This window comes from Pseudomonas sp. NFX1, from assembly GCF_051123555.1.
Taxonomy (GTDB): domain Bacteria; phylum Pseudomonadota; class Gammaproteobacteria; order Pseudomonadales; family Pseudomonadaceae; genus Aquipseudomonas; species Aquipseudomonas capeferrum.
Genome location: NZ_CP169366.1, coordinates 3,361,719 through 3,381,956 on the forward strand (window position 1 = coordinate 3,361,719; position 20,238 = coordinate 3,381,956).

25 protein-coding genes are annotated in these 20,238 nt (G+C 62.8%); 13 read left to right on the forward strand and 12 right to left on the reverse strand.

What is annotated here, in order from left to right:
* Positions 1–45 precede the first annotated feature (45 nt).
* The 3 genes from DJ563_RS15065 to DJ563_RS15075 are packed head-to-tail and all read left to right on the forward strand — an operon-like array spanning position 46 to position 1,905.
* Positions 46–1,035, forward strand: coding sequence for a 2-hydroxyacid dehydrogenase (locus tag DJ563_RS15065; RefSeq protein WP_274098901.1), 990 nt, complete (start codon positions 46–48; stop codon positions 1,033–1,035).
* 31 nt (positions 1,036–1,066) lie between these two features.
* Complete coding sequence (locus DJ563_RS15070) at positions 1,067–1,504, forward strand: hypothetical protein (RefSeq protein ID WP_033700828.1); 438 nt, start codon at positions 1,067–1,069, stop codon at positions 1,502–1,504.
* Positions 1,501–1,905: an META domain-containing protein gene (locus DJ563_RS15075; RefSeq protein ID WP_033700829.1), complete on the forward strand. Its 405-nt coding sequence runs from the start codon at positions 1,501–1,503 to the stop codon at positions 1,903–1,905. Before DJ563_RS15070 ends, DJ563_RS15075 begins: the two co-directional genes overlap by 4 nt.
* Before the next feature lie 33 nt (positions 1,906–1,938).
* Here DJ563_RS15075 and DJ563_RS15080 read toward each other — a convergent pair whose 3' ends face one another.
* On the reverse strand, positions 1,939–2,403 hold the full coding sequence (locus DJ563_RS15080) for a TlpA disulfide reductase family protein (RefSeq protein ID WP_434517969.1): 465 nt from the start codon (positions 2,401–2,403) through the stop codon (positions 1,939–1,941).
* Between the two features lie 85 nt (positions 2,404–2,488).
* On the opposite strand from DJ563_RS15080, the gene arsC reads away from it, so the two are divergent.
* The 3 genes from arsC to DJ563_RS15095 are packed head-to-tail and all read left to right on the forward strand — an operon-like array spanning position 2,489 to position 3,850.
* Complete coding sequence (gene arsC / locus DJ563_RS15085; RefSeq protein ID WP_434517970.1) at positions 2,489–2,842, forward strand: arsenate reductase (glutaredoxin); 354 nt, start codon at positions 2,489–2,491, stop codon at positions 2,840–2,842.
* Positions 2,839–3,444: an NAD(P)H:quinone oxidoreductase gene (wrbA, locus tag DJ563_RS15090; protein WP_434517971.1), complete on the forward strand. Its 606-nt coding sequence runs from the start codon at positions 2,839–2,841 to the stop codon at positions 3,442–3,444. Before arsC ends, wrbA begins: the two co-directional genes overlap by 4 nt.
* A complete protein-coding gene (locus DJ563_RS15095; RefSeq protein WP_274098904.1) occupies positions 3,437–3,850 on the forward strand; it encodes a DUF2069 domain-containing protein in 414 nt (137 codons plus the stop codon). Before wrbA ends, DJ563_RS15095 begins: the two co-directional genes overlap by 8 nt.
* A 30-nt stretch (positions 3,851–3,880) precedes the next feature.
* Here DJ563_RS15095 and DJ563_RS15100 read toward each other — a convergent pair whose 3' ends face one another.
* Both DJ563_RS15100 and ttcA read right to left on the reverse strand, forming a co-directional pair.
* The gene (locus tag DJ563_RS15100) at positions 3,881–4,552 is read right to left on the reverse strand and encodes a DNA-3-methyladenine glycosylase I (RefSeq protein WP_047581654.1); all 672 of its coding nucleotides are present in this window, start codon (positions 4,550–4,552) and stop codon (positions 3,881–3,883) included.
* Positions 4,553–4,556: 4 nt separating this feature from the next.
* The gene (ttcA, locus tag DJ563_RS15105) at positions 4,557–5,381 is read right to left on the reverse strand and encodes a tRNA 2-thiocytidine(32) synthetase TtcA (RefSeq protein ID WP_033700837.1); all 825 of its coding nucleotides are present in this window, start codon (positions 5,379–5,381) and stop codon (positions 4,557–4,559) included.
* A gap of 262 nt (positions 5,382–5,643) precedes the next feature.
* Here ttcA and DJ563_RS15110 point away from each other — a divergent pair, with 262 nt between their 5' ends.
* Both DJ563_RS15110 and DJ563_RS15115 read left to right on the forward strand, forming a co-directional pair.
* On the forward strand, positions 5,644–6,243 hold the full coding sequence (locus DJ563_RS15110; RefSeq protein ID WP_033700838.1) for a Yip1 family protein: 600 nt from the start codon (positions 5,644–5,646) through the stop codon (positions 6,241–6,243).
* 140 nt (positions 6,244–6,383) lie between these two features.
* Positions 6,384–6,878, forward strand: a complete 495-nt coding sequence (locus tag DJ563_RS15115) for a SprT family zinc-dependent metalloprotease (protein ID WP_274098906.1) — start codon at positions 6,384–6,386, stop codon at positions 6,876–6,878.
* A 92-nt stretch (positions 6,879–6,970) separates the two neighbouring features.
* Here DJ563_RS15115 and fpr read toward each other — a convergent pair whose 3' ends face one another.
* On the reverse strand, positions 6,971–7,750 hold the full coding sequence (gene fpr / locus DJ563_RS15120) for a ferredoxin-NADP reductase (protein WP_033700840.1): 780 nt from the start codon (positions 7,748–7,750) through the stop codon (positions 6,971–6,973).
* A gap of 120 nt (positions 7,751–7,870) precedes the next feature.
* Here fpr and finR point away from each other — a divergent pair, with 120 nt between their 5' ends.
* Positions 7,871–8,797, forward strand: coding sequence for a LysR family transcriptional regulator FinR (finR, locus tag DJ563_RS15125; RefSeq protein WP_033700841.1), 927 nt, complete (start codon positions 7,871–7,873; stop codon positions 8,795–8,797).
* On the opposite strand, the gene DJ563_RS15130 is transcribed toward finR, so the two are convergent.
* The 3 genes from DJ563_RS15130 to DJ563_RS15140 all read right to left on the reverse strand — a co-directional run bounded on the left by DJ563_RS15130 (position 8,794) and on the right by DJ563_RS15140 (position 10,814).
* Positions 8,794–9,156 carry a diacylglycerol kinase gene (locus DJ563_RS15130; RefSeq protein ID WP_027595832.1) on the reverse strand — a complete coding sequence of 121 codons (363 nt, stop codon included), beginning with the start codon at positions 9,154–9,156 and terminating at the stop codon, positions 8,794–8,796. The two genes, finR and DJ563_RS15130, sit on opposite strands and share 4 nt — an antisense overlap.
* Before the next feature lie 73 nt (positions 9,157–9,229).
* Positions 9,230–9,880 carry a response regulator transcription factor ErdR gene (erdR, locus tag DJ563_RS15135; RefSeq protein WP_274100168.1) on the reverse strand — a complete coding sequence of 217 codons (651 nt, stop codon included), beginning with the start codon at positions 9,878–9,880 and terminating at the stop codon, positions 9,230–9,232.
* Positions 9,881–10,103: 223 nt separating this feature from the next.
* Positions 10,104–10,814 carry a tRNA-uridine aminocarboxypropyltransferase gene (locus tag DJ563_RS15140; RefSeq protein WP_033700842.1) on the reverse strand — a complete coding sequence of 237 codons (711 nt, stop codon included), beginning with the start codon at positions 10,812–10,814 and terminating at the stop codon, positions 10,104–10,106.
* Positions 10,815–11,031: 217 nt separating this feature from the next.
* Here DJ563_RS15140 and DJ563_RS15145 point away from each other — a divergent pair, with 217 nt between their 5' ends.
* Complete coding sequence (locus DJ563_RS15145; protein ID WP_274100167.1) at positions 11,032–11,451, forward strand: quorum-sensing-regulated virulence factor family protein; 420 nt, start codon at positions 11,032–11,034, stop codon at positions 11,449–11,451.
* A gap of 8 nt (positions 11,452–11,459) precedes the next feature.
* Here DJ563_RS15145 and DJ563_RS15150 read toward each other — a convergent pair whose 3' ends face one another.
* The gene (locus DJ563_RS15150) at positions 11,460–11,672 is read right to left on the reverse strand and encodes a hypothetical protein (RefSeq protein WP_033700845.1); all 213 of its coding nucleotides are present in this window, start codon (positions 11,670–11,672) and stop codon (positions 11,460–11,462) included.
* 304 nt (positions 11,673–11,976) lie between these two features.
* On the opposite strand from DJ563_RS15150, the gene DJ563_RS15155 reads away from it, so the two are divergent.
* The gene (locus DJ563_RS15155; RefSeq protein WP_274100166.1) at positions 11,977–13,095 is read left to right on the forward strand and encodes an LOG family protein; all 1,119 of its coding nucleotides are present in this window, start codon (positions 11,977–11,979) and stop codon (positions 13,093–13,095) included.
* 203 nt (positions 13,096–13,298) lie between these two features.
* Here the strand turns inward: DJ563_RS15155 and recX are convergent, their stop codons facing one another.
* The 4 genes from recX to DJ563_RS15175 form a co-directional block, all read right to left on the reverse strand.
* Positions 13,299–13,769: a recombination regulator RecX gene (recX, locus tag DJ563_RS15160; protein ID WP_186662981.1), complete on the reverse strand. Its 471-nt coding sequence runs from the start codon at positions 13,767–13,769 to the stop codon at positions 13,299–13,301.
* Positions 13,770–13,791: 22 nt separating this feature from the next.
* Positions 13,792–14,859 carry a recombinase RecA gene (recA, locus tag DJ563_RS15165; RefSeq protein WP_434517972.1) on the reverse strand — a complete coding sequence of 356 codons (1,068 nt, stop codon included), beginning with the start codon at positions 14,857–14,859 and terminating at the stop codon, positions 13,792–13,794.
* A gap of 103 nt (positions 14,860–14,962) precedes the next feature.
* Positions 14,963–15,445: a CinA family protein gene (locus tag DJ563_RS15170; protein WP_434517973.1), complete on the reverse strand. Its 483-nt coding sequence runs from the start codon at positions 15,443–15,445 to the stop codon at positions 14,963–14,965.
* Positions 15,446–15,498: 53 nt separating this feature from the next.
* Complete coding sequence (locus tag DJ563_RS15175; RefSeq protein ID WP_434517974.1) at positions 15,499–16,566, reverse strand: hypothetical protein; 1,068 nt, start codon at positions 16,564–16,566, stop codon at positions 15,499–15,501.
* A gap of 184 nt (positions 16,567–16,750) precedes the next feature.
* Here DJ563_RS15175 and mutS point away from each other — a divergent pair, with 184 nt between their 5' ends.
* Positions 16,751–19,324 (forward strand): DNA mismatch repair protein MutS, encoded by a 2,574-nt coding sequence (mutS, locus tag DJ563_RS15180; protein WP_434517975.1) that lies wholly within the window; start codon positions 16,751–16,753, stop codon positions 19,322–19,324.
* A gap of 140 nt (positions 19,325–19,464) precedes the next feature.
* The gene (gene fdxA, locus DJ563_RS15185; RefSeq protein ID WP_027595821.1) at positions 19,465–19,788 is read left to right on the forward strand and encodes a ferredoxin FdxA; all 324 of its coding nucleotides are present in this window, start codon (positions 19,465–19,467) and stop codon (positions 19,786–19,788) included.
* Positions 19,789–20,238: the final 450 nt, after the last annotated feature.

Consider the following 20,238-nt stretch of genomic DNA (forward strand, 5'->3'; position numbering starts at 1 on the left):
GCCAGGCGGCTACAATCCCCAGACCCTCGCAAAGGAAGCCCGACCATGCGCGCCCTGTTGTTCAGCAGCCAGCACTACGACCAGGAGAGCTTCACCCAGGCCGCCGTCGGCACCCCATTGGACCTGCACTTCCAGCCTGCCCGCCTGACCCTGGACACCGCGCCCCTCGCCGATGGCTACGAGGTGGTCTGCGCCTTCATCAACGATGAACTCGACGCCCAGGTGCTGGCGCGCCTGGCTGCGGGCGGCACGCGCCTGATCGCCCTGCGCTCGGCGGGCTACAACCATGTCGACCTGAACGCCGCCCAACGCCTGGGCCTGGCCGTGGTAAGGGTACCGGCCTACTCGCCACACGCCGTGGCCGAGCACGCCGTGGCCCTGATCCTCGCCCTCAACCGGCGGCTGCACCGGGCCTACAACCGCACCCGCGAAGGCGACTTCACCTTGCACGGCCTGACCGGCTTCGACCTGCACGGCAAGACCGTCGGGGTGGTCGGCACCGGCCAGATCGGCGTTGCCTTCGCCCGCATCATGGCCGGCTTCGGCTGCCAGTTGCTGGCCTACGACCCCTACCCCAACCCGGAGCTGCTGGCCCTCGGCGCCCGCTACCTGGCACTGCCCGAGTTGCTGCGCGAGGCGCGCATCATCAGCCTGCATTGCCCGCTGACCGAGCACACCCGGCACCTGATCAACGCGCAGAGCCTCGCGCAGTTGCAACCCGGGGCGATGCTGATCAACACCGGCCGTGGAGCCCTGGTCGACACCCCGGCACTGATCGACGCGCTCAAGAGCGGCCAACTCGGCTACCTTGGCCTGGATGTGTACGAGGAAGAGGCCCAGCTGTTTTTCGAAGACCGCTCCGACCTGCCACTGCAAGACGACGTGCTGGCCCGGCTGCTGACCTTCCCCAACGTGATCGTCACCGCCCACCAGGCCTTCCTGACCCGCGAAGCCCTGGACGCCATCGCCACCACCACGCTGGACAACATCAACTGCTGGATGGCTGGCAATCCACAGAATCTGGTATTGGGTTAATGCTAGGATACGCGGCATTTCTGGAGGACCCATGGTCGAGCACGATTTCCGCTACACCCTATTCAACCCGCAACACACCCTGATCGAGTGCCGCGCCCTGGTACCCGGCCGCTATCAGGTGACCGGCAACGGCGGTTCGATGCACAAGGGCGACACTTTGCTGGTCACCCTCAAGGGCAGCAAGGACTTGTCCATGCGCCTGTCCGTGGAAAGCGTGCGACACCTGATCAACCCGCGCGGCCAGTGGGTCGCCGTGGCCAGCGGCCCGGTGTTCAACGAACTGGAAATCCTCAACTGGCAGGTCGCGTGCGACCAGTGCGACGCACTGCTGGATTTCGAGTTCGCGGTGGACGCCAAGCTCGGCAAGAAAGCCCGCCAACCGGCTGCCAGCGCACGTATCGCTGAGCTGGGCTGGGCCAGCCGTGGCGAAAAGCACCTGTGCCCGCGTTGCCAGGAGAGCGCTGCGTGAAAAATCTGCTGACCGGCGTGCTGATTGCCACCGGCCTGCTCGGCTGCGCCGCGCAACCGTCGAAGCTGCAGCAGGAGCGCAGCTATGTGCTGGAGTGGATCGGCGAGCGCCCGCTGATTGACTACAGCCACCTCACCCTGACCCTGGCCAGTGATGGTCGCGCGTATGGCAATGGTGGCTGCAACCACTGGTTTGCACCCTATACGCTGGACGGCGAGCAGCTGAGTTTCGGCAAAGTCGGCAAGACCCGCAAACTGTGCGCACCGGCGCTGATGGAGCAGGAAAAACGCTTCTTGCAGGCGCTGGAGACCGTACAGCGCTGGGATGTGTCGCCGGTTGAGCAGATGCGCTTCTGGCCGGCCGAGGGCAAGCCATTGCGGTTCTGGCCTGAGGAAGGCTGAAGGTAATGGGGCTGCTGTGCAGCCCCATTTACATCAAGCGCCCTTCAGCGCCTTGATCTTGGCCTGCAGCCCTTCCAGGGTCTGCTCACCCATCAGTTGCTCACGCACCTTGCCCTTGTCATCGATGATGTAGGTCACCGGCAGCGCCTCGCTGCGTGGCAGCTCATAACGCTCGGCCGGGTCCTGCGCCAGCACCGTAAAGCCGATGCCCAAGGTGTCGGCAGCCTGCTTCAGGTCCTGGCCCTGCAAGCCATCGAAGTTCACCCCAACCACCTTGATACCATCCGCTGCCCATTGCTTGGCCGCCGCGTTCAGTTCAGGGATTTCGGTACGGCACGGGCCGCACCATTCGGCCCAGTAGTTGAGCACCAGCCAGTGCCCCTCGACCTGCTCGGCCTTTACCGTGTTGCCGTGTTGGTCCACGCCGTAGTCGGCACCGCAACCACCGAGCAAAAGGCTCGCGGTGATGGCCAGTACTGCTGCCAAACGCCTTGCCATGGGTCAATCCTTCTCGAAGTTTCAAGCAAATGGTTCAGTCGCTGCGGTTAGAATAGCCGCCACACCCAGCTGGATGCGACCCGACATGACTGACCTGACGCTCTATCATAACCCGCGCTGCTCTAAATCCCGCGGCGCGCTGGAACTGCTCGAAGCCCGCGGCCTGGCGCCAACCATCGTGCGCTACCTCGAAACACCGCCGGACACCGCCACCCTGGCGGCCCTGCTCGGCAAGCTGGGGATCGCCCCGCGCCAGCTGCTGCGCACCGGCGAAGACGAATACAAGGACCTGAACCTGGCCAACCCGGCCCTGACTGACGCGCAACTGATCGACGCCATGGCCCAGCACCCCAAGCTGATCGAACGGCCGATCCTGGTGTCCGGCGACCGCGCCGTGATCGGCCGCCCACCGGAGAAGGTGCTGGAGATCCTTCCGTGAACCAGCCCTTCATCCTGGTGTTGTATTACAGCCGCCATGGTTCCACCAGCGAGATGGCCCGGCACATCGCCCGCGGTATCGAAATGGCCGGCATGGAGGCACGCCTGCGCACGGTGCCGGCGATTTCCACCGAATGCGAAGCCGTAGCCCCGGACATCCCGGCCAGCGGCGCGCTGTACGCCACCCTCGACGACCTGCGCCATTGCGCCGGCCTGGTGCTGGGCAGCCCGACCCGCTTCGGCAACATGGCCGCGCCGCTGAAGTACTTCCTCGACGGCACCAGCAGCCTGTGGCTGGGCGGTGAGCTAGTCGGCAAGCCGGCTGGGGTGTTCACCTCCACCGCCAGCCTGCACGGTGGCCAGGAAACCACCCTGCTGTCGATGATGCTGCCGCTGATGCACCACGGCATGCTGGTGATGGGCCTGCCCTACAGCGAATCGGCATTGCTCGAAACGCGTGGCGGCGGTACACCGTACGGCGCCAGCCACCATGCCGGTGCCGACGGCAAGCGTGAGCTCGATCAGCACGAAATCACCCTGTGCCGCGCCCTCGGCCAACGCCTGGCAACCACGGCCAAGGCCCTGGAGGCCGCGCGTGGCTAGAAAGCCCAAGGTGTTGCCGCCACTAGACTGGCTGGCACCGCGCCTGCGCCTGACGCGGGCGTTGAGCCTGGCCTGCTTTTTTGGGCTGATGGCGTTGCTGGTGGCGAACAACCTGTGGTTCGCCAACTTGCACGGGGCACGGGTCGAGGTGATTCTGGCGGTCGAGCTGGTGCCGCTGCTGTTGCTGCTGCCGGGTATGCTCACGGGCAGTGCCCGGGCGCATGCCTGGACCTGCTTTGTGGTGAACATCTACTTCATCAAGGGGGTGCTGGCGGCGTTCGACCCGGCGCGGGCGGTGTTTGGCTGGATTGAGGTGATCGTGAGCCTGGGGCTGTTCGTCAGCGCGCTGCTGTTCGTGCGCTGGAAGTTCCAGCATGAGCGGCGCCTGGCGGGCGAAGGGGCTTGAGTTCAGGGCTGCTTTGCAGCCCCCGCAATTTCAGTGGTTGACGGTATGCGCCAGCATCACCGACAACTGGCACAACGGCCGCCCGCTCTCTTCGTGCCACTGGTTGAACGCCTGCTGCACCAAGGCCAGGTCTCGCTGGCTGGTCGGTTGCTTGTCAATCACCTTCTGCGCAATCAGCGCGGCGGCCATGTCGTCGGTCGGGATAAACGTATCCTTGCCGACCATGCGCAAGAACCGCGGTGCCGACAAGCCGCCCAACTGGTTGCCCTGCTTGGCCAGATACTTCCACAAGCCGACGATGTCGGTCACCGGCCAGTCGGCGATGAACGCGCCGAAACTGCCCTTCTCCTTTGCCACATCAAGCACCATCTGCGCATTGCGCGGCACGCTCTTGAGCTTGCCCAGGTGGCGGATGATGCGCTCGTCCTGCATCAACCGCTCCAGGTGCTCGGCGCCCATCAGCACCACCTTGTGCGGATCGAAGCCAAAGAACACTTGCTCGAACGCCGGCCACTTGGCATCCACCAGGCTGTGCTTGAGCCCGGCGCGGAACACGCGTAGGGCCAAGGTCGACAGGTAGCGATCGTCACTGATGTCACGCAGTTGCGCAGGCGTGCGTGGCTGCGGCAGAAAGGCCTCAAGGGCCTGGGCCGAGCCGAAGCGGTTCAGGCAGTACTCATGCAGCCACTGGTAATCGCGCATGGGGTCAGATATTCAGCACGTCAAGAAAACGCGGCGTGGCGCTTTCGTCGATCTTCAGGCTGGTGAAGTCGAACAGGTTGCGGTCCGCCAACTGCGACGGCGCGACGTTCTGCATGGCGCGGAAGATGCTCTCGGTACGGCCCGGGTGCTTGCGCTCCCACTCCACCAGCATGTCCTTGACCACTTGGCGTTGCAGGTTTTCCTGCGAGCCGCACAGGTTGCACGGGATGATAGGGAATTCGCGCATGTCCGAGTAGGCCTGGATGTCCTTCTCGCTGCAGTAGGCCAGTGGGCGGATCACCACGTTACGGCCATCGTCGGCACGCAGCTTGGGTGGCATGCCCTTGAGCGAGCCATTGAAGAACATGTTGAGGAAGAACGTCTCGACCATGTCGTCGCGGTGGTGCCCCAGCGCCATCTTGGTCGCGCCGATTTCGTCGGCGAAGGTGTACAAGGTGCCACGGCGCAGGCGCGAGCACAGCGAGCAGGTGGTCTTGCCTTCGGGGATCAGTTCCTTGACCACCGAGTAAGTGTCTTTCTCGACGATGTGGTACTCGACGCCCAGGGTCTTGAGGTAGGCCGGCAGCACGTGTTCGGGGAAGCCGGGCTGCTTCTGGTCCATGTTCACCGCCACGATCTCGAACGAGATCGGCGCCACCTTCTGCAGGTGCAACAGAACGTCGAGCATGGTGTAGCTGTCCTTGCCGCCGGACAGGCAGACCATGACCTTGTCGCCATCCTCGATCATGTTGTAGTCGGTGATGGCTTCGCCGGCGAGACGACGCAGGCGTTTTTGCAGTTTGTTCTGGTTGACCGAGAGGGTGCCCATAGCGCTTGGATCCGCGAGGTGTGACAAAAGCCGGCTATTTTACGCACAAACCGCGCGGCGCTGTAGGCATTCCGATAAAGACTTCAAGGTAATCAGCAGGCGCCCTTACAGCGCAATTTGCTCTAAAAAGCGCGGTTTGTGCAGGTAACGGCTTCCTATACTGCGACATAAGGCCACATTACCGCTTGCATTGGTGTTCGGGCCTCGGGCCGCTTGCGCTCCATCTGGGGGGCGTTTGGCAACATTGAGAGGAGTGATCGGCATGATTCATCACGTTGTGGGGCTGTTTACCCATCCCGATCAGGAATGGCGGGAAATTCGTGGCGAAGAAGAATCCATCAGCCACATGTACCTGACGCACACCTTGATCCTGGCGGCGATCCCTGCCGTTTCCGCATTCATCGGTACCACCCAGGTCGGCTGGGTGATTGGCGACCGGCCGGCAGTGATGCTGACCATGGAAAGCGCCATCTGGATGAGCATCATGTCCTACCTGGCGATGCTCGCCGGGGTGGCGGTAATGGGCGCGTTCATCCACTGGATGGCGCGCACCTACGATGCCAACCCGTCCATGGCGCAGTGCATTGCCTTCGCCACCTACACCGCCACGCCGTTGTTCCTCGGCGGCCTGGCGGCGCTCTACCCGCACCTGTGGCTGGGCATGCTGCTCGGCACTGCAGCCATCTGCTACACCGTGTACCTGTTGTATGTCGGCTTGCCGACGTTCATGAACATTCCATCCGATGAAGGCTTCCTGTTTTCCAGCTCGGTGCTGGCGGTAGGCCTTGTGGTACTGGTGGCGATCATGGCCGCGACCGTGATCATCTGGGGACTGGGCGTGGGGCCCGTCTACACCAACTAGAGCAGCCCAACGAGATCCAACCAACACTGGGGCATCAACCAGAGGCCGCCGCAAGGCGGCCTCTGGCTGTGCGCTGACCGGTGGCTCGGCAAGCCGCCAAGGCTTGCGGCATAATGCCGGGCAAGGAGAATTGCCCCGCCATGCCAGAGCTGCTCAGACAACGCGTCGAAACCTGTTACCAGCAAGCCGAAACCTTCTTCAAACGCCCCTTCCCGCGCCCGGAAGTCAGCTTCAAACTGCGCGGCCAGAAGGCCGGCGTTGCCCACCTGCACGAGAACCTGCTGCGCTTCAACCTGCAGCTTTACCGCGAAAACCAGGACGACTTCCTGCGCCAGACTGTTGCCCACGAGGTGGCGCACCTGGTGGCTCACCAGCTGTTTGGCGAGCGCATCCAGGCCCATGGCGAAGAGTGGCAACTGATCATGCGTGGGGTGTATGAGCTGCCACCCAACCGTTGCCACAACTATGAAGTGCAACGGCGCGTGGTAACCCGCTACATTTATCGCTGCCCGTGCCCGCAAGGTGATTTCCCGTTTACCGCACAGCGGCACAAGCTGGTGCGCCAGGGGCGGCGGTATCTGTGCAAGCGGTGCCGGGAGATTCTGGTGTACAGCGGCGAGACGCGCGTCGAATAGCCCACACCGACCTTCCCCCCACAAACAGCACCTCCCTCAGCAGCAATAAAAAAGGCGACCCGAGGGTCGCCTTTTTCGTACCAGCCTGCGCCTTACTTCTCGACGAAGGCACGCTCGATCAGGTAGTCACCCGGCTCGCGCATACGGGCGGAGACTTTCAGGCCGAAGCTGTCCAGCACTTCGCTGGTCTCATCCAGCATGCTTGGGCTGCCGCAGATCATCGCACGGTCGTCCTGCGGGTTGATCGGCGGCAGGCCGATGTCGCTGAACAGCTTGCCGCTGCGCATCAGGTCGGTCAGGCGGCCCTGGTTCTCGAACGGCTCGCGGGTCACGGTCGGGTAGTAGATCAGCTTGTCGCGTACCGACTCGCCGAAGAACTCGTTCTGCGGCAGGTGCTCGGTGATGAACTCGCGGTAGGCCACCTCGTTCACATAACGCACGCCGTGAACCAAGATCACCTTCTCGAAGCGCTCGTAGGTTTCCGGGTCCTGGATGACGCTCATGAACGGCGCCAGGCCAGTGCCGGTGCTCAGCAGGTAGAGGTGCTTGCCCGGGTTCAGGTCGTCAAGGACCAGGGTGCCGGTAGGCTTCTTGCTGATGATGATCTCGTCGCCTTCCTTCAGGTGCTGCAACTGGGAAGTCAGCGGGCCGTCCGGCACCTTGATGCTGAAGAATTCCAGGTGCTCTTCCCAGTTCGGCGAGGCGATGGAATAGGCGCGCATGAGCGGGCGACCGGTTTCCTGCTGCAGGCCGATCATCACGAACTGACCGTTCTCGAAGCGCAGGCCCGGGTCACGGGTGCACTTGAAGCTGAACAGAGTGTCGTTCCAGTGGTGCACACTGAGGACACGTTCGTGGTTCATGTTGCTCATCGATGGGGCTCCTGAAGAAAGACGCAGCGCGCGCAAAACGCGCAGTTGCGCGATAGTTTAGGGGCAGCGACAATATCTGTTAACTGAATTATCAAGATATGTGTTATCGGTTATATAGATATGCGATTCACACTCCGTCAGCTTCAAGTCTTCGTCGCCGTGGCCCAGCATCAAAGCGTCTCTCGAGCCGCCGGCCTGCTGTCGCTGTCGCAGTCGGCTGCCAGTACCTCCATCACCGAGCTTGAGCGCCAATCCAGCTGTCAGCTGTTCGATCGCGCCGGCAAACGCCTGAGCCTCAACGCCCTGGGCCATCAACTGCTGCCGCAGGCCGTGGCCCTGCTCGACCAGGCCAAGGAGATCGAAGACCTGCTCAATGGCAAGTCCGCCTTTGGTTCGCTGGCGGTCGGCGCCACACTGACCATCGGCAACTACCTGGCGACCCTGCTGATCGGCAGCTTCATGCAGGTGCACCCGGAAAGCCAGGTCAAGCTGCACGTGCAGAACACTGCGCATATCGTGCACCAGGTCGCCCACTACGAAATTGATCTGGGTCTGATCGAAGGCGATTGCAACCACCCTGACCTTGAAGTTCAGCCCTGGGTCGAGGACGAGCTGGTAGTGTTCTGCGCGCCACAACACCCCCTGGCGACGCTAGGCCACGCGGATATCCAGACATTGTCCCAGGAAGCCTGGATTCTTCGCGAGCAAGGCTCCGGTACACGCCTGACCTTTGACCAGGCCATGCGCCATCATCGCGCCAACCTCAACATCCGCCTGGAGCTGGAACACACCGAAGCCATCAAGCGCGCGGTGGAGTCAGGCCTGGGCATCGGCTGCATCTCGCGCCTGGCCCTGCGCGATGCGTTCCGCCGCGGAAGCCTGGTACCGGTGGAAACGCCGGAGCTGGACTTGATGCGCCAGTTCTACTTCATCTGGCACAAGCAGAAGTACCAGACGTCGGCCATGCGCGAGTTTCTTGAGTTGTGCCGCAACTTCACCGCAGGCTTTACCCGCAGTGACGAGATCGTGCTGCCACCAATCGCCTAGAGCAGAATCACACCCCAGACCAGGGCAACCATGGTCAGCGCCACCAGTTGCGCGGCGCTGCCCATGTCCTTGGCGTTTTTCGACAAGGGGTGGCGCTCAAGCGAGATACGGTCGATGGCGGCTTCCACCGCCGAGTTGAACAGCTCGACGATCAGGCCCAGCAGGCACACCGCGATCATGATCGCCCGCTCTGCGCGGCTGACCGGCAGCCAGAAGGCCGTCGGGATCAGCAGCACGTTGAGCAGTACCAGCTGGCGGAATGCGGCCTCGCCCTTGAAGGCGGCGCGCAAGCCGTCCAGCGAATAGCCGGCGGCGTTGAAGATGCGTTTGAGGCCGGTCTGGCCTTTGAATGGCGACATGTGCGTCACTTCACCGATAAAAGGCCGGCAGACTAATCCAGCGTGGGTCAAAAAAGCGTGAAGAAGCAGCCAGTTAGTGGCTGGCAACCGATTCAAGTTGTTGCAGCAACAAGGCTGCCTGGGTGCGAGTACGCACGCCCAGCTTGCGGAAGATCGCCGTCACGTGGGCCTTGATGGTGGCCTCCGAGACGCTGAGCTCGTAGGCGATCTGCTTGTTCAGCAAACCTTCACAAACCATGGTCAGTACGCGGAACTGCTGCGGCGTGAGGCTGGCCAGCCCTTCGCTGGCAGCCTTGGCCTCGGCCGAAACGTCGACTTTCTCGAACGCCTGCGGTGGCCACCAGACCTCGCCGTCCAGCACCTTGCGCACGGCGTCCTGAATCACTTCCAGCGGGCTGGACTTGGGGATGAAGCCACTGGCGCCAAATTCGCGCGACTTGACCACAACCGCTGCTTCTTCCTGCGCCGATACCATCACCACGGGGATCTGCGGGTATTGCCCACGCAGCAGGACCAGCCCGGAAAAGCCATAGGCGCCCGGCATGTTGAGGTCCAACAGCACCAGGTCCCAGTCGGCTTTTTCGCTCAGGCGGCTTTCCAGTTCGGCAATACTCGCAACCTCAACCAGGCGTACATCGGCGCCAAGGCCCAGGGTAACAGCCTGGCGCAGGGCGCCACGAAACAGCGGGTGGTCATCGGCAATCAGGATTTCGTAAGTGGCCATCGATCTAAGGATCCTGTTTTGTGCCAGGCGCGTGCGGGGTAGTCAGGGCGCTTGGCGGAAAGGCACGGCAAAGTCCGGGGTAACAGCATTTTCGGCGTGCCCGAATCGGCGCCAAGGATGCCGAGCACGGTCGGGGTGGTCAAGCCAATTGCCCTGCCGTCCTCGCCCACCCTGGCTGCCAGCCCCGTCATTATGAACCAATCCGGCGTCACTGCCCCTTGGACTATAGGAAGGTATGCAAACGCTGATGCGCGTCGTCCTGCTCGTCCAGCGGCAAATGCCGCTTGGCGCTCAGGTAGTGCAAGCTGAACACGTCCAGGTAGGCGTCCAGGGCCTGCGAGGCACGCTGATCGCCAGCCAGCTCCAGGCACATGGCGGCCACTTCCGCCGTGCAGAAGTGGTCGTCACGCTTGGAACGGCGCAAGCGGTAGCGCGACATCTGTTCGGCTTCAAGGCTCAGCACCGGGAAGCGGTCCAGGTACGGGCTCTTGCGAAACATCTTGCGCGCCTCGGTCCAGGTGGCGTCGAGCAGTATGAACAAAGGCCGTTTACCGGGCTCGCGCACCACCTGGTTGACTACCCGCTCCTGGGCAACGAACTCGCCGGGGAAGACGATATAGGGCTGCCATTGAGGCTGTTCGAGCAGCGCCAGCAGGTTGTCATCGACTGCTGTGCGCTGCCAGCCGAAGGCCGAGGTATCCTCGACCAGGTCGGCAATCAGCCAACCGGTGTTGGTCGGCTTGAGTGGCTCGGTGTCGTGCATCAGCAGGCACACACCCGACTCCGCCGGCACCCGGGGCTTCCAGGCACACAGGCAATGGCTGGCAATGACCCGGCATTGCGGGCAACGGACGGCCCGAGAACCCCGGGCAATGAACGGCTTGTTGCTGCGGGCCAGGCGTTCGGCGCGCAGGCGCGCTACCGCGTGGCTCATGCTGGCAGGCCTTTGGAAAGGTTGAAGATGAACACTGCGAGGGCTCGGAAACACAAAACGCAAGTCTACCAGAGCGGGCGTCATTTGCCGTGCAGCGGGACTGGCCGGGCCCTTATAATCGACACTTTGGCGTACCCGACCAGCCGTCAAGCGCCCCTCAGGGAACGCCACCTGCCGGCGCATGTCAAACCGCCAGTCAATGAACCAGGAGAGATACATGCTGCGCCTTATCGTCCCGACCCTGAGCCTTTTGCTCACCCTGCCCCTGGCGGCCCAGGCGGCGTCCAAGCAGGACTACGATCTGAACAAGATGCTGCAGAAGGTCGCCAAAGAGAGCAGCGTCGGCACGCCCCGCGCCGTCAACGAAGACATCCTTGACCAAGGCTACACCGTAGAAGGCAAGGCCCTGGTCAACCACCTGAGCGTGCGCCAAAGCCATGCCGAGCGCATGCAGGGCAACCCGGACCAGGTCCGCAGCCAGTTGGGAGACAGCGTTTGCCGTAACAGCGGTTACCGCAACCTGATGTCCAAGGGCGCTGTGATGGTCTATCGCTTCACGGTGTACAAGACCAACCAGCCAGTCATGGACCAGGCATTCGATGCCGCCAGCTGCGTTGCGGGCAACAAAAAGAAGTAACCGATGACCTAGACCACCCGCTGGTCATCAGGCGCGCGCCACTGCTCTTCTTCGGCATCGGCGCGCAATTCTGCCAGAAGCGCCTGCAGGTAGCGTGACTGGCACTCCAGCTCCGAAAGCCTGCGACGACACTCTGCCTCAAGGCTCAGGTGGTGCACCTGCGCCGCATTTTCCAGCTGCTGATAGAGCTGCTGGTCCACCTCGATGATCAAGCGATGCATACCGCCACCTCCTGCATCGATACGTTTCGCTTCCCCAGTTAACCAAACCCTCAGCACCATTGGGTGCGCGCCGACCAGCGGCTGCTGCAATGACTGCGGCACGATCAGGCGCGAGGGTCTAGATTGATATCGAGTACACCCGAATCGACGAGATGGATTGATTGCCACTGCACCCTGGCCTTGAAGGCCTACTGCAACGCTCGAACTGCACACTCGAGCATCAGCAGCCAGCGACGCATGCAGTGTCGCGGCCGGGACACACCATCGACCCGGTCAGAGGTTTTGCTGCAAAAGGAGACGTTGAATGCCTTTCCAACCCAATGAGCTGTTGTTCAATCATTTCAGGGACAACAACATCGACCTGAGCAAGATCGACGAACAACTGCAACTGGTTGCACCGAACAGCCCCAACCTGCCCCTGTACCGCGACATGATGCTGACCATCCTGCGCATGGCCCACGACGACACCGACCGCTGGAGCGCCAAGATCACCCTGCAGGCGCTGCGCGAGCTGGACCACTCGTTCCGCGCCCTTGAACGCTACAAGGGCCGACGCAAGGTGACGGTATTCGGCTCGGCCCGAACGCCACTGGAACACCCGATGTACGCCCTGGCCCGCGAGCTGGGCGCCACCCTGGCCCGCTCCGACCTGATGGTCATTACTGGCGCCGGAGGTGGCATCATGGCTGCAGCCCACGAAGGGGCCGGTAGCGAACACAGCCTGGGCTTCAACATCACCCTGCCCTTTGAGCAGCATGCCAACCCCACGGTGGACGGCACCGACAAACTGTTGCCCTTCCACTTCTTCTTCATTCGCAAGCTGTTTTTCGTCAAGGAAGCCGATGGCTTGGTGCTCTGCCCGGGCGGGTTCGGCACGCTGGATGAAGCACTCGAAGTGCTCACCCTGATCCAGACCGGCAAGAGCCCATTGGTGCCGGTGGTGTTGCTCGACTCACCCGGTGGCAGCTTCTGGCGCGATTGCCTGGCCTTCATCAGCCGCCAGCTCGAAGAGAACCGCTACATCCTGCCCACCGACCTCAAGCTGGTGCGCCTGGTGCACAGCGCCGATGAGGCGGTGGAGGAAATCAACCAGTTCTACAGCAACTACCACTCCAGCCGCTGGCTAAAGAACCAGTTCGTGATTCGCATGCATCACCCGCTCAGCGAGGCTGCGCTGTACGACATTCAGGAAGGTTTCGCCGATTTGCGCCTGAGTGGCAAGTACCACCAGCACGCCGACAGTGGCGCGGAGCATGAGGTAGGTAACTTCAGCCACCTGACCCGGCTGTCGTTCGCCTTCAACGGCCGCGACCAGGGCCGTCTGCGCGAGCTGGTGGACTTCATCAACCTGCCGGAGAACTGGGCCAAGCCGCAGCCCATGCACACGACCCAGCGCGCCAGGGAGGCGTTGAAGGTCAATTGAACCACCCACCGCCGGGCGGGGGTAAATCGGCCTCTGCGAATATCGCGGCCTCTGTAGGAGCGGCCTTGCCGGGGCGCCGGACCGGTCGGAAAGGGGCGCGTAGCGGCCCCAGGTTCTGTGTCGTTGCAGGGGGGCCGCTGCGCAGCCCTTTCCGACCGGTCCGGCGCCCCGGCAAGGCCGCTCCTACAAGGAACCGTGAGGTTTCAATAATCGTCGAGGTCGCGACCACTGAGCAAACGGCTGATCATCTCCATGGAGAAACCACGGTAGGCCAGAAAGCGGGTCTGCTGGCCACGGCTGCGGGGGTCATGGGGGCGCTGGCCGGCAAACTTGCGCTGCCAGACATCCATCAGCCGCTGCGCCCAGTCCACACCGCTTTCACGCAATGCCTGATCGATATCGCCACGCGCCAGGCCGCGCTGGCCAAGCTCTTCGCGTATACGCGCAGGGCCATAGCCGGAATTGGAGCGATACCGAATGAAGCTTTCGAGGTAGCGGGCTTCGCTGAGCAGCCCTTCTTCGGCGAGCCGGTCGAGCTCAGGCTCGATCAACTCATCCGAAGCGCCGCGCTGACGCAACTTGCGCGTCAGCTCGACGCGACCATGCTCACGTCGCGCGAGCAGGTCCATGGCTGTCCGCCGAATGGCGACGGGGGTGTCGAGTACGGCGGACATAATCGGCTATCTACAACCGCTATCAATAACCGGCTTCGGCATCAGCCACGTCGTCGGCCTTGGCCTCGACTGCGGCAGCCTTGCCTGCTTCGGCGCCAGCACCAGCCTTGAGCAGCTTCTCGCGGATCTGCTTCTCGATCTCGGCGCCAATGGCCGGGTTCTCAGCCAGGTACTTGGCGGCGTTGGCTTTACCTTGGCCGATCTTGTTGCCCTGGTAGGCGTACCAGGCACCGGACTTCTCCACCAGCCCCTGAGAAACACCCAGGTCGATGATCTCGCCGTTGCGGTAGATGCCCTTGCCGTAGAGGATCTGGAACTCGGCCTGACGGAACGGCGGCGAGACCTTGTTCTTGACGATCTTGACGCGGGTTTCGCTGCCGACCACTTCGTCGCCTTCCTTGACCGCGCCGGTACGGCGGATGTCCAGGCGCACGGAGGCGTAGAACTTCAGGGCGTTACCACCGGTGGTGGTTTCCGGGCTGCCGAACATCACGCCGATCTTCATACGGATCTGGTTGATGAAGATGACCAGGCAGTTGGCGTTCTTGATGTTACCGGTGATCTTGCGCAGCGCCTGCGACATCAGACGGGCCTGCAGCCCCACGTGCATGTCACCCATCTCGCCTTCGATCTCGGCCTTGGGGACCAGAGCAGCCACGGAGTCGACGATGATCACGTCAACCGCGTTGGAACGCACCAGCATGTCGGTGATTTCCAGGGCCTGCTCGCCGGTGTCCGGCTGCGAAACCAGCAGGTCGTCGACGTTGACACCCAGCTTGCCGGCGTATTCCGGGTCGAGGGCGTGCTCGGCGTCGACGAAGGCGCAGGTGGCGCCGTTCTTCTGGGCTTCGGCAATGACCGACAGGGTCAGGGTGGTTTTACCCGAGGACTCCGGGCCGTAGATTTCGACGATACGGCCTTTTGGCAGGCCGCCGATACCGAGAGCAATGTCCAGGCCCAGGGAACCGGTGGAGATGGCCGGGATGCCAGTGCGCTCGTGGTCGCCCATGCGCATGACCGCGCCCTTGCCGAATTGGCGTTCGATCTGACCCAGGGCCGCAGCCAAGGCGCGTTTCTTGTTGTCGTCCATTGAAATCCTCACGTGTTCGACTTGGCCCTGATGGCCGGAATACCTGTATAAGTAGCCAGTATTATTCCACAGCGAAGCGCGCGAGCAAACCCCTGTCGTCGATTTACTCGGCACCAAGCTGTAACAAGCCGTCTAGCGCGGCGATCACCGTTTGTCGGCGCACCGCATCGCGGTCGCCGTCAAACTGGCGGCGTTCGCTGAAGACATGGCTGCCATCGGCCCAGGCCAGCCACACGGTGCCCACCGGTTTGGCCGGCGAGCCACCGTCTGGCCCAGCCACCCCGCTCACCGCCACGGCAAACCGTGCGCCGCTGGCGGCTTGCGCCCCGCGGGCCATGGCTTCGACCACTTCCTGGCTGACCGCACCCACCTGGCCGAACAGCGCCTCGGGCACCCCCAGCTGGCGGGTTTTCTGGGCATTGGAGTAGGTCACGTAGCCGGCTTCGAACCAGGCCGAACTGCCGGGGATGCGGGTGATGGCCTCGGCGATGCCGCCGCCGGTGCAGGATTCGGCGGTGGTCACCTGGGCATTGAAGCGGCGCAGGTGTTCGCCCAGGCGGGCGGCAAGGGTGGTGATCGGGTCCATGGCAGGCTCCTTGAAGACTGGGCACTACCCTACCACCCCATGACCCGTAGGCCTCAGGAAACCTTCAGGCTGTCCCGGGCAATCGCGCTGAACGCAAGCTCGTCGCGCTGCCCAAGGCGAGGCAGCCCGGCTGGCCACTCCTGGCTCCAATCCAGGCCGCCCAGCTTGCGCATGTCCTCGATCGCCGAGCGCCACCAGATCACCTTGCAAGCACGCTGGTAATCGTCACTGCCGAGGACACTGCCATAAAGAAGTTTGCGGCCGATACCGCGCAGCTCCGGTGGCACGCGCTTGAGGCTCCACTTGACCGATAGCCGGTTGAGCCAGGACGGCACCGGGCGATGCGCCGGCACCTTCAAGGCCAGGCCAGGCATCTTGGCAGCAAAGTGTTCACCGTGACGGGCGAAGAAGATCTCGAGGATGGCGTGGATGTACTGCTTCATTGCAAAGTAGTGGCTGATCACGCCACGCGCCTGGTTGATCTGCGCCCCGTGCAACTCGAACGAGAAAGCGATCTGCTCGATGGTGTGCAACGCTTGCGCGTAGGGCGTCCATGCATCGATACGCTGGATCGCACGCTCGGCGATACCGGCGTTGTCACGGGTAAAGCCCATGACGCCGCTGTTGCACAGCTGCAGCTCGGCGGCCGGCGCAGCGCCATCACGGGCAAGCCCTGTGGTGAAGCCCCGGTAGTAGTCACTGCGTGACGCCTCGGCCCAGCTCATCTCGATTTCGTCTACCAGGTACTGCCCGACATCTACCTGGCTGAACAGCTTCTGCGGCGATTGCAGGAAAACCGTGTCGGTATCGATGAACACCGTCTTGTCCGCCCATTGCCCGGCATGGGCAATGGCGCAGGCCTTGCGCCGATGCGTGTAGCCACCGTCCCCGGTCCAGGCGTGCAGAGTCTGCTCATCCAGCGCGATCACCTCGACGGGCCACCCTGCGAAGGCCTGCGGCTGGTCGGTCAGCACACGGATTACCGGCAGCTCGGCCGGCTTGCAGCGAGCCAGGGCTGTGAGGATGCTGAACTTGGCCTCCAGCTGATAAATCCGGCGCTCACCATAAAGGAGGTAGATCAGCTGTTGCTTTACATAAGGGACACTGTTGGACAGGTTCATCTACGTCACGGCTGGGGGCAGGCAAAAAGGCCGAGCATTCTAGTGGAGTAATCGGCGAAGCTCCATCACTGCCCGCCGAACTGCGCGCACATGCCCTACCGCAGCCGCCTGCATCTGGATGAAAAAGCCTGTACCATTGCCGGTTTTACCATCGCCAACCAGATCACCCGCTGTAAGGCCCTGAATGTCTGATCTCTCCGCACACACCCCGATGATGCAGCAGTACTGGAAGCTGAAGCACCAGCACCCGGACCAGCTGATGTTCTACCGCATGGGCGACTTTTACGAGATCTTCTACGAAGATGCGAAGAAAGCCGCGAAACTGCTGGATATCACGCTGACCGCGCGCGGTCAGTCGGCCGGCCAGTCCATCCCCATGTGCGGCATTCCCTTCCATTCGCTCGAAGGTTACCTGGCCAAACTGGTCAAGCTCGGCGAATCGGTGGTGATCTGCGAGCAGATTGGCGACCCTGCCACCAGCAAGGGCCCGGTGGAACGCCAGGTGGTGCGCATCATCACCCCCGGCACGGTCAGCGACGAAGCGCTGCTCGACGAGCGCCGCGACAACCTGATCGCCGCCCTGCTGGGCGATGAGCGCCTGTTTGGCCTGGCGGTGCTGGATATCACCAGTGGCAACTTCAGCGTGCAGGAGATCAAGGGCTGGGAAAACCTGCTGGCCGAGCTCGAACGCATCAACCCGGTCGAGCTGCTGATCCCCGACGACTGGCCGCGTGACCTGCCCGCCGAGAAGCGCCCCGGCGCGCGACGCCGTGCGCCTTGGGACTTCGACCGCGACTCGGCACGCAAGGCGCTGTGCCAGCAGTTCGCAACCAAAGACCTCAAGGGCTTTGGCTGCGACAAGCTGACCCTGGCCATTGGCGCTGCCGGCTGCCTGCTGACCTACGCCAAGGAAACCCAGCGTACCGCCCTGCCGCACCTGCGCAGCCTGCGCCACGAACGCCTGGACGACACGGTGATCCTCGACGGCGCCAGCCGCCGCAACCTGGAGCTGGACATCAACCTGGCGGGCGGGCGCGACAACACCCTGCAGTCGGTGATCGACCGCTGCCAGACCGCCATGGCCAGCCGCTTGCTGAGCCGCTGGCTGAACCGCCCGCTGCGTGACCTCAAGGTGCTGCAGGCGCGCCAGGACTCGATCCGCTGCCTGCTCGACGGCTACCGCTTCGAAAAACTGCAGCCGCAGCTCAAGGAAATTGGCGATATCGAGCGGATCCTCGCCCGTATCGGCCTGCGCAATGCCCGGCCACGCGACCTCGCCCGCCTGCGTGATGCCCTCGGCGCCCTGCCCGAGCTGCAGAACGCCATGGCCGAGCTGGAAGCCCCGCACCTGGCGCGCCTGGCGGCCATTACCGGCACCTACCCGGAGCTGGCCAGCCTGCTGGAGCGGGCAGTGGTCGACAACCCGCCGGCGGTGATCCGTGACGGCGGCGTGCTCAAGGCCGGCTACGACAATGAGCTGGACGAGCTGCTGGCGATCAGCGAGAACGCCGGCCAGTTCCTGATCGACCTGGAAGCCCGCGAGAAAGCCCGTACCGGCCTTGCCAACCTAAAGGTCGGCTACAACCGCGTGCACGGCTACTTCATCGAGCTGCCGACCAAGCAGGCCGAACAGGCCCCTGGCGACTACATTCGCCGCCAGACCCTCAAGGGCGCAGAGCGCTTCATCACGCCGGAGCTCAAGGCGTTCGAGGACAAGGCACTGTCGGCCAAGAGCCGCGCCCTGGCCCGCGAGAAGATGCTCTACGATGCCTTGCTCGAAACCCTGATCAGCCACCTGGCACCGCTGCAGGACAGCGCCGCCGCCCTGGCCGAGCTGGACGTGCTGAGCAACCTCGCCGAGCGCGCACTGAACCTCGACCTGAACTGCCCCCGCTTCGTCGACGAGCCGTGCCTGCGCATCGAACAGGGCCGGCACCCGGTGGTCGAGCAAGTGTTGACCACGCCGTTCGTGGCCAACGACCTGGGCCTGGACAACAGCACCCGCATGCTGATCATCACCGGCCCGAACATGGGCGGTAAGTCCACCTACATGCGCCAGACCGCACTGATCGTACTGTTGGCGCACATCGGCAGCTTCGTACCGGCAGCCCAGTGCGAGCTGTCGCTGGTGGACCGTATCTTCACCCGTATCGGCTCCAGTGATGACCTGGCCGGCGGGCGCTCGACCTTCATGGTCGAGATGAGTGAAACCGCCAATATTCTGCACAACGCCACCGACCGCAGCCTGGTGCTGATGGACGAAGTAGGCCGCGGCACCAGCACCTTCGACGGCCTGTCGCTGGCCTGGGCCGCCGCCGAGCGCCTGGCCCAGCTGCGGGCCTACACGCTGTTCGCCACGCACTACTTCGAACTCACGGTACTACCGGAGAGCGAACCGCTGGTGGCCAACGTGCACTTGAATGCCACCGAACACAACGAGCGAATCGTCTTCCTGCACCACGTACTGCCAGGCCCTGCCAGCCAAAGCTACGGCCTGGCCGTGGCACAACTGGCCGGGGTGCCCACTGCCGTGATCCAGCGTGCCCGCGAGCACCTGGGCCGCCTGGAAACGGCGAGCCTGCCACACGAGCAGCCGCACAGCATCAAGGCCAAGGACGCGCTACACGTCCCGCACCAGAGCGATCTGTTCGCCAGCCTGCCACACCCGGCCATCGAGAAGCTGGGCAAGCTGGACCTGGACGACATGACCCCTCGCCAAGCTATCGAAATGCTATATCAACTAAAGAACCTGTTATAACGGCGCCCACTACAAGCTGGTAGAATCCGCCGCGGTTTGCTGGTGCTGCAGGTTATTAGCCTGGCCTGCAGCCACATACCCGTAAACCGCGCGGCCCTGAGAGGAAGGGCCGCCGCCGTCGCCTGAGGAGAGAACTAGAAATGACCTTCGTCGTCACCGACAACTGCATCAAATGCAAATACACCGACTGCGTGGAAGTCTGTCCGGTGGACTGCTTCTACGAAGGCCCGAACTTCCTGGTCATCCACCCGGACGAGTGCATCGACTGCGCACTGTGCGAGCCGGAATGCCCAGCGCAAGCCATTTTCTCGGAAGACGAAGTGCCATCGGGCATGGAGAACTTCATCGAGCTGAACGCCGAACTGGCGGAAATCTGGCCAAACATCACCGAGCGTAAGGACGCCCTGCCCGACGCTGAAGAGTGGGATGGCAAGACTGGCAAGATTGCAGACCTGGAGCGCTGATAGCGCCCGGAAACGAAAAAGGCCCATGCGGGCCTTTTTTCATTTTCAGCAGGCAAAAAAAGGGGCGGTTTGACCCGCCCACATTTTTTTCCGTAGTCCCTGATTGTCCCAAACATCGTCCTGATGAAATCGCTTCTTGCGATGTCCTTGGCCTTCTCCCTGAAAGCCTGTGCATGTCCGTGTGCACAGTTCGAATACTAGCGATTTCAGGGGGGCAGACAACCGCAGAACCTCACAGGATATTGCCGCGGACACATTTCCTCGCATCCAAATAAATCATGTTTTTCAATGAGTTAGGATTAAACCGGATCTGAAAACGACAATGATTTACTGATGGTTGCATAGATAGCTTACAAAACAAGTAAGCAATCGCTTACACGCAATGTTACTGGGGTGGCGCATTACACAATGCCGGCTGGCAGCTACGGTGCAGCAGTGCTGTTGCGCGCA

What these genes read in the sequence shown, in the direction of transcription:
- mutS (WP_434517975.1), top strand. Translation starts at nt 16,751, where the DNA reads ATGTCTGATCTCTCCGCACACACCCCGATGATGCAGCAGTACTGGAAG.
- erdR (WP_274100168.1), bottom strand. Translation starts at nt 9,880, where the DNA reads ATGGCCACTTACGAAATCCTGATTGCCGATGACCACCCGCTGTTTCGT.
- DJ563_RS15170 (WP_434517973.1), bottom strand. Translation starts at nt 15,445, where the DNA reads ATGGACCCGATCACCACCCTTGCCGCCCGCCTGGGCGAACACCTGCGC.
- ttcA (WP_033700837.1), bottom strand. Translation starts at nt 5,381, where the DNA reads ATGGGCACCCTCTCGGTCAACCAGAACAAACTGCAAAAACGCCTGCGT.
- fpr (WP_033700840.1), bottom strand. Translation starts at nt 7,750, where the DNA reads ATGAGCAACATGAACCACGAACGTGTCCTCAGTGTGCACCACTGGAAC.
- DJ563_RS15150 (WP_033700845.1), bottom strand. Translation starts at nt 11,672, where the DNA reads ATGCATCGCTTGATCATCGAGGTGGACCAGCAGCTCTATCAGCAGCTG.
- DJ563_RS15065 (WP_274098901.1), top strand. Translation starts at nt 46, where the DNA reads ATGCGCGCCCTGTTGTTCAGCAGCCAGCACTACGACCAGGAGAGCTTC.
- arsC (WP_434517970.1), top strand. Translation starts at nt 2,489, where the DNA reads ATGACTGACCTGACGCTCTATCATAACCCGCGCTGCTCTAAATCCCGC.
- DJ563_RS15155 (WP_274100166.1), top strand. Translation starts at nt 11,977, where the DNA reads ATGCCTTTCCAACCCAATGAGCTGTTGTTCAATCATTTCAGGGACAAC.
- DJ563_RS15100 (WP_047581654.1), bottom strand. Translation starts at nt 4,552, where the DNA reads ATGCGCGATTACCAGTGGCTGCATGAGTACTGCCTGAACCGCTTCGGC.
- DJ563_RS15070 (WP_033700828.1), top strand. Translation starts at nt 1,067, where the DNA reads ATGGTCGAGCACGATTTCCGCTACACCCTATTCAACCCGCAACACACC.
- DJ563_RS15175 (WP_434517974.1), bottom strand. Translation starts at nt 16,566, where the DNA reads ATGAACCTGTCCAACAGTGTCCCTTATGTAAAGCAACAGCTGATCTAC.
- DJ563_RS15145 (WP_274100167.1), top strand. Translation starts at nt 11,032, where the DNA reads ATGCTGCGCCTTATCGTCCCGACCCTGAGCCTTTTGCTCACCCTGCCC.
- finR (WP_033700841.1), top strand. Translation starts at nt 7,871, where the DNA reads ATGCGATTCACACTCCGTCAGCTTCAAGTCTTCGTCGCCGTGGCCCAG.
- DJ563_RS15115 (WP_274098906.1), top strand. Translation starts at nt 6,384, where the DNA reads ATGCCAGAGCTGCTCAGACAACGCGTCGAAACCTGTTACCAGCAAGCC.
- DJ563_RS15110 (WP_033700838.1), top strand. Translation starts at nt 5,644, where the DNA reads ATGATTCATCACGTTGTGGGGCTGTTTACCCATCCCGATCAGGAATGG.
- fdxA (WP_027595821.1), top strand. Translation starts at nt 19,465, where the DNA reads ATGACCTTCGTCGTCACCGACAACTGCATCAAATGCAAATACACCGAC.
- DJ563_RS15130 (WP_027595832.1), bottom strand. Translation starts at nt 9,156, where the DNA reads ATGTCGCCATTCAAAGGCCAGACCGGCCTCAAACGCATCTTCAACGCC.
- DJ563_RS15140 (WP_033700842.1), bottom strand. Translation starts at nt 10,814, where the DNA reads ATGAGCCACGCGGTAGCGCGCCTGCGCGCCGAACGCCTGGCCCGCAGC.
- DJ563_RS15080 (WP_434517969.1), bottom strand. Translation starts at nt 2,403, where the DNA reads ATGGCAAGGCGTTTGGCAGCAGTACTGGCCATCACCGCGAGCCTTTTG.
- recA (WP_434517972.1), bottom strand. Translation starts at nt 14,859, where the DNA reads ATGGACGACAACAAGAAACGCGCCTTGGCTGCGGCCCTGGGTCAGATC.
- recX (WP_186662981.1), bottom strand. Translation starts at nt 13,769, where the DNA reads ATGTCCGCCGTACTCGACACCCCCGTCGCCATTCGGCGGACAGCCATG.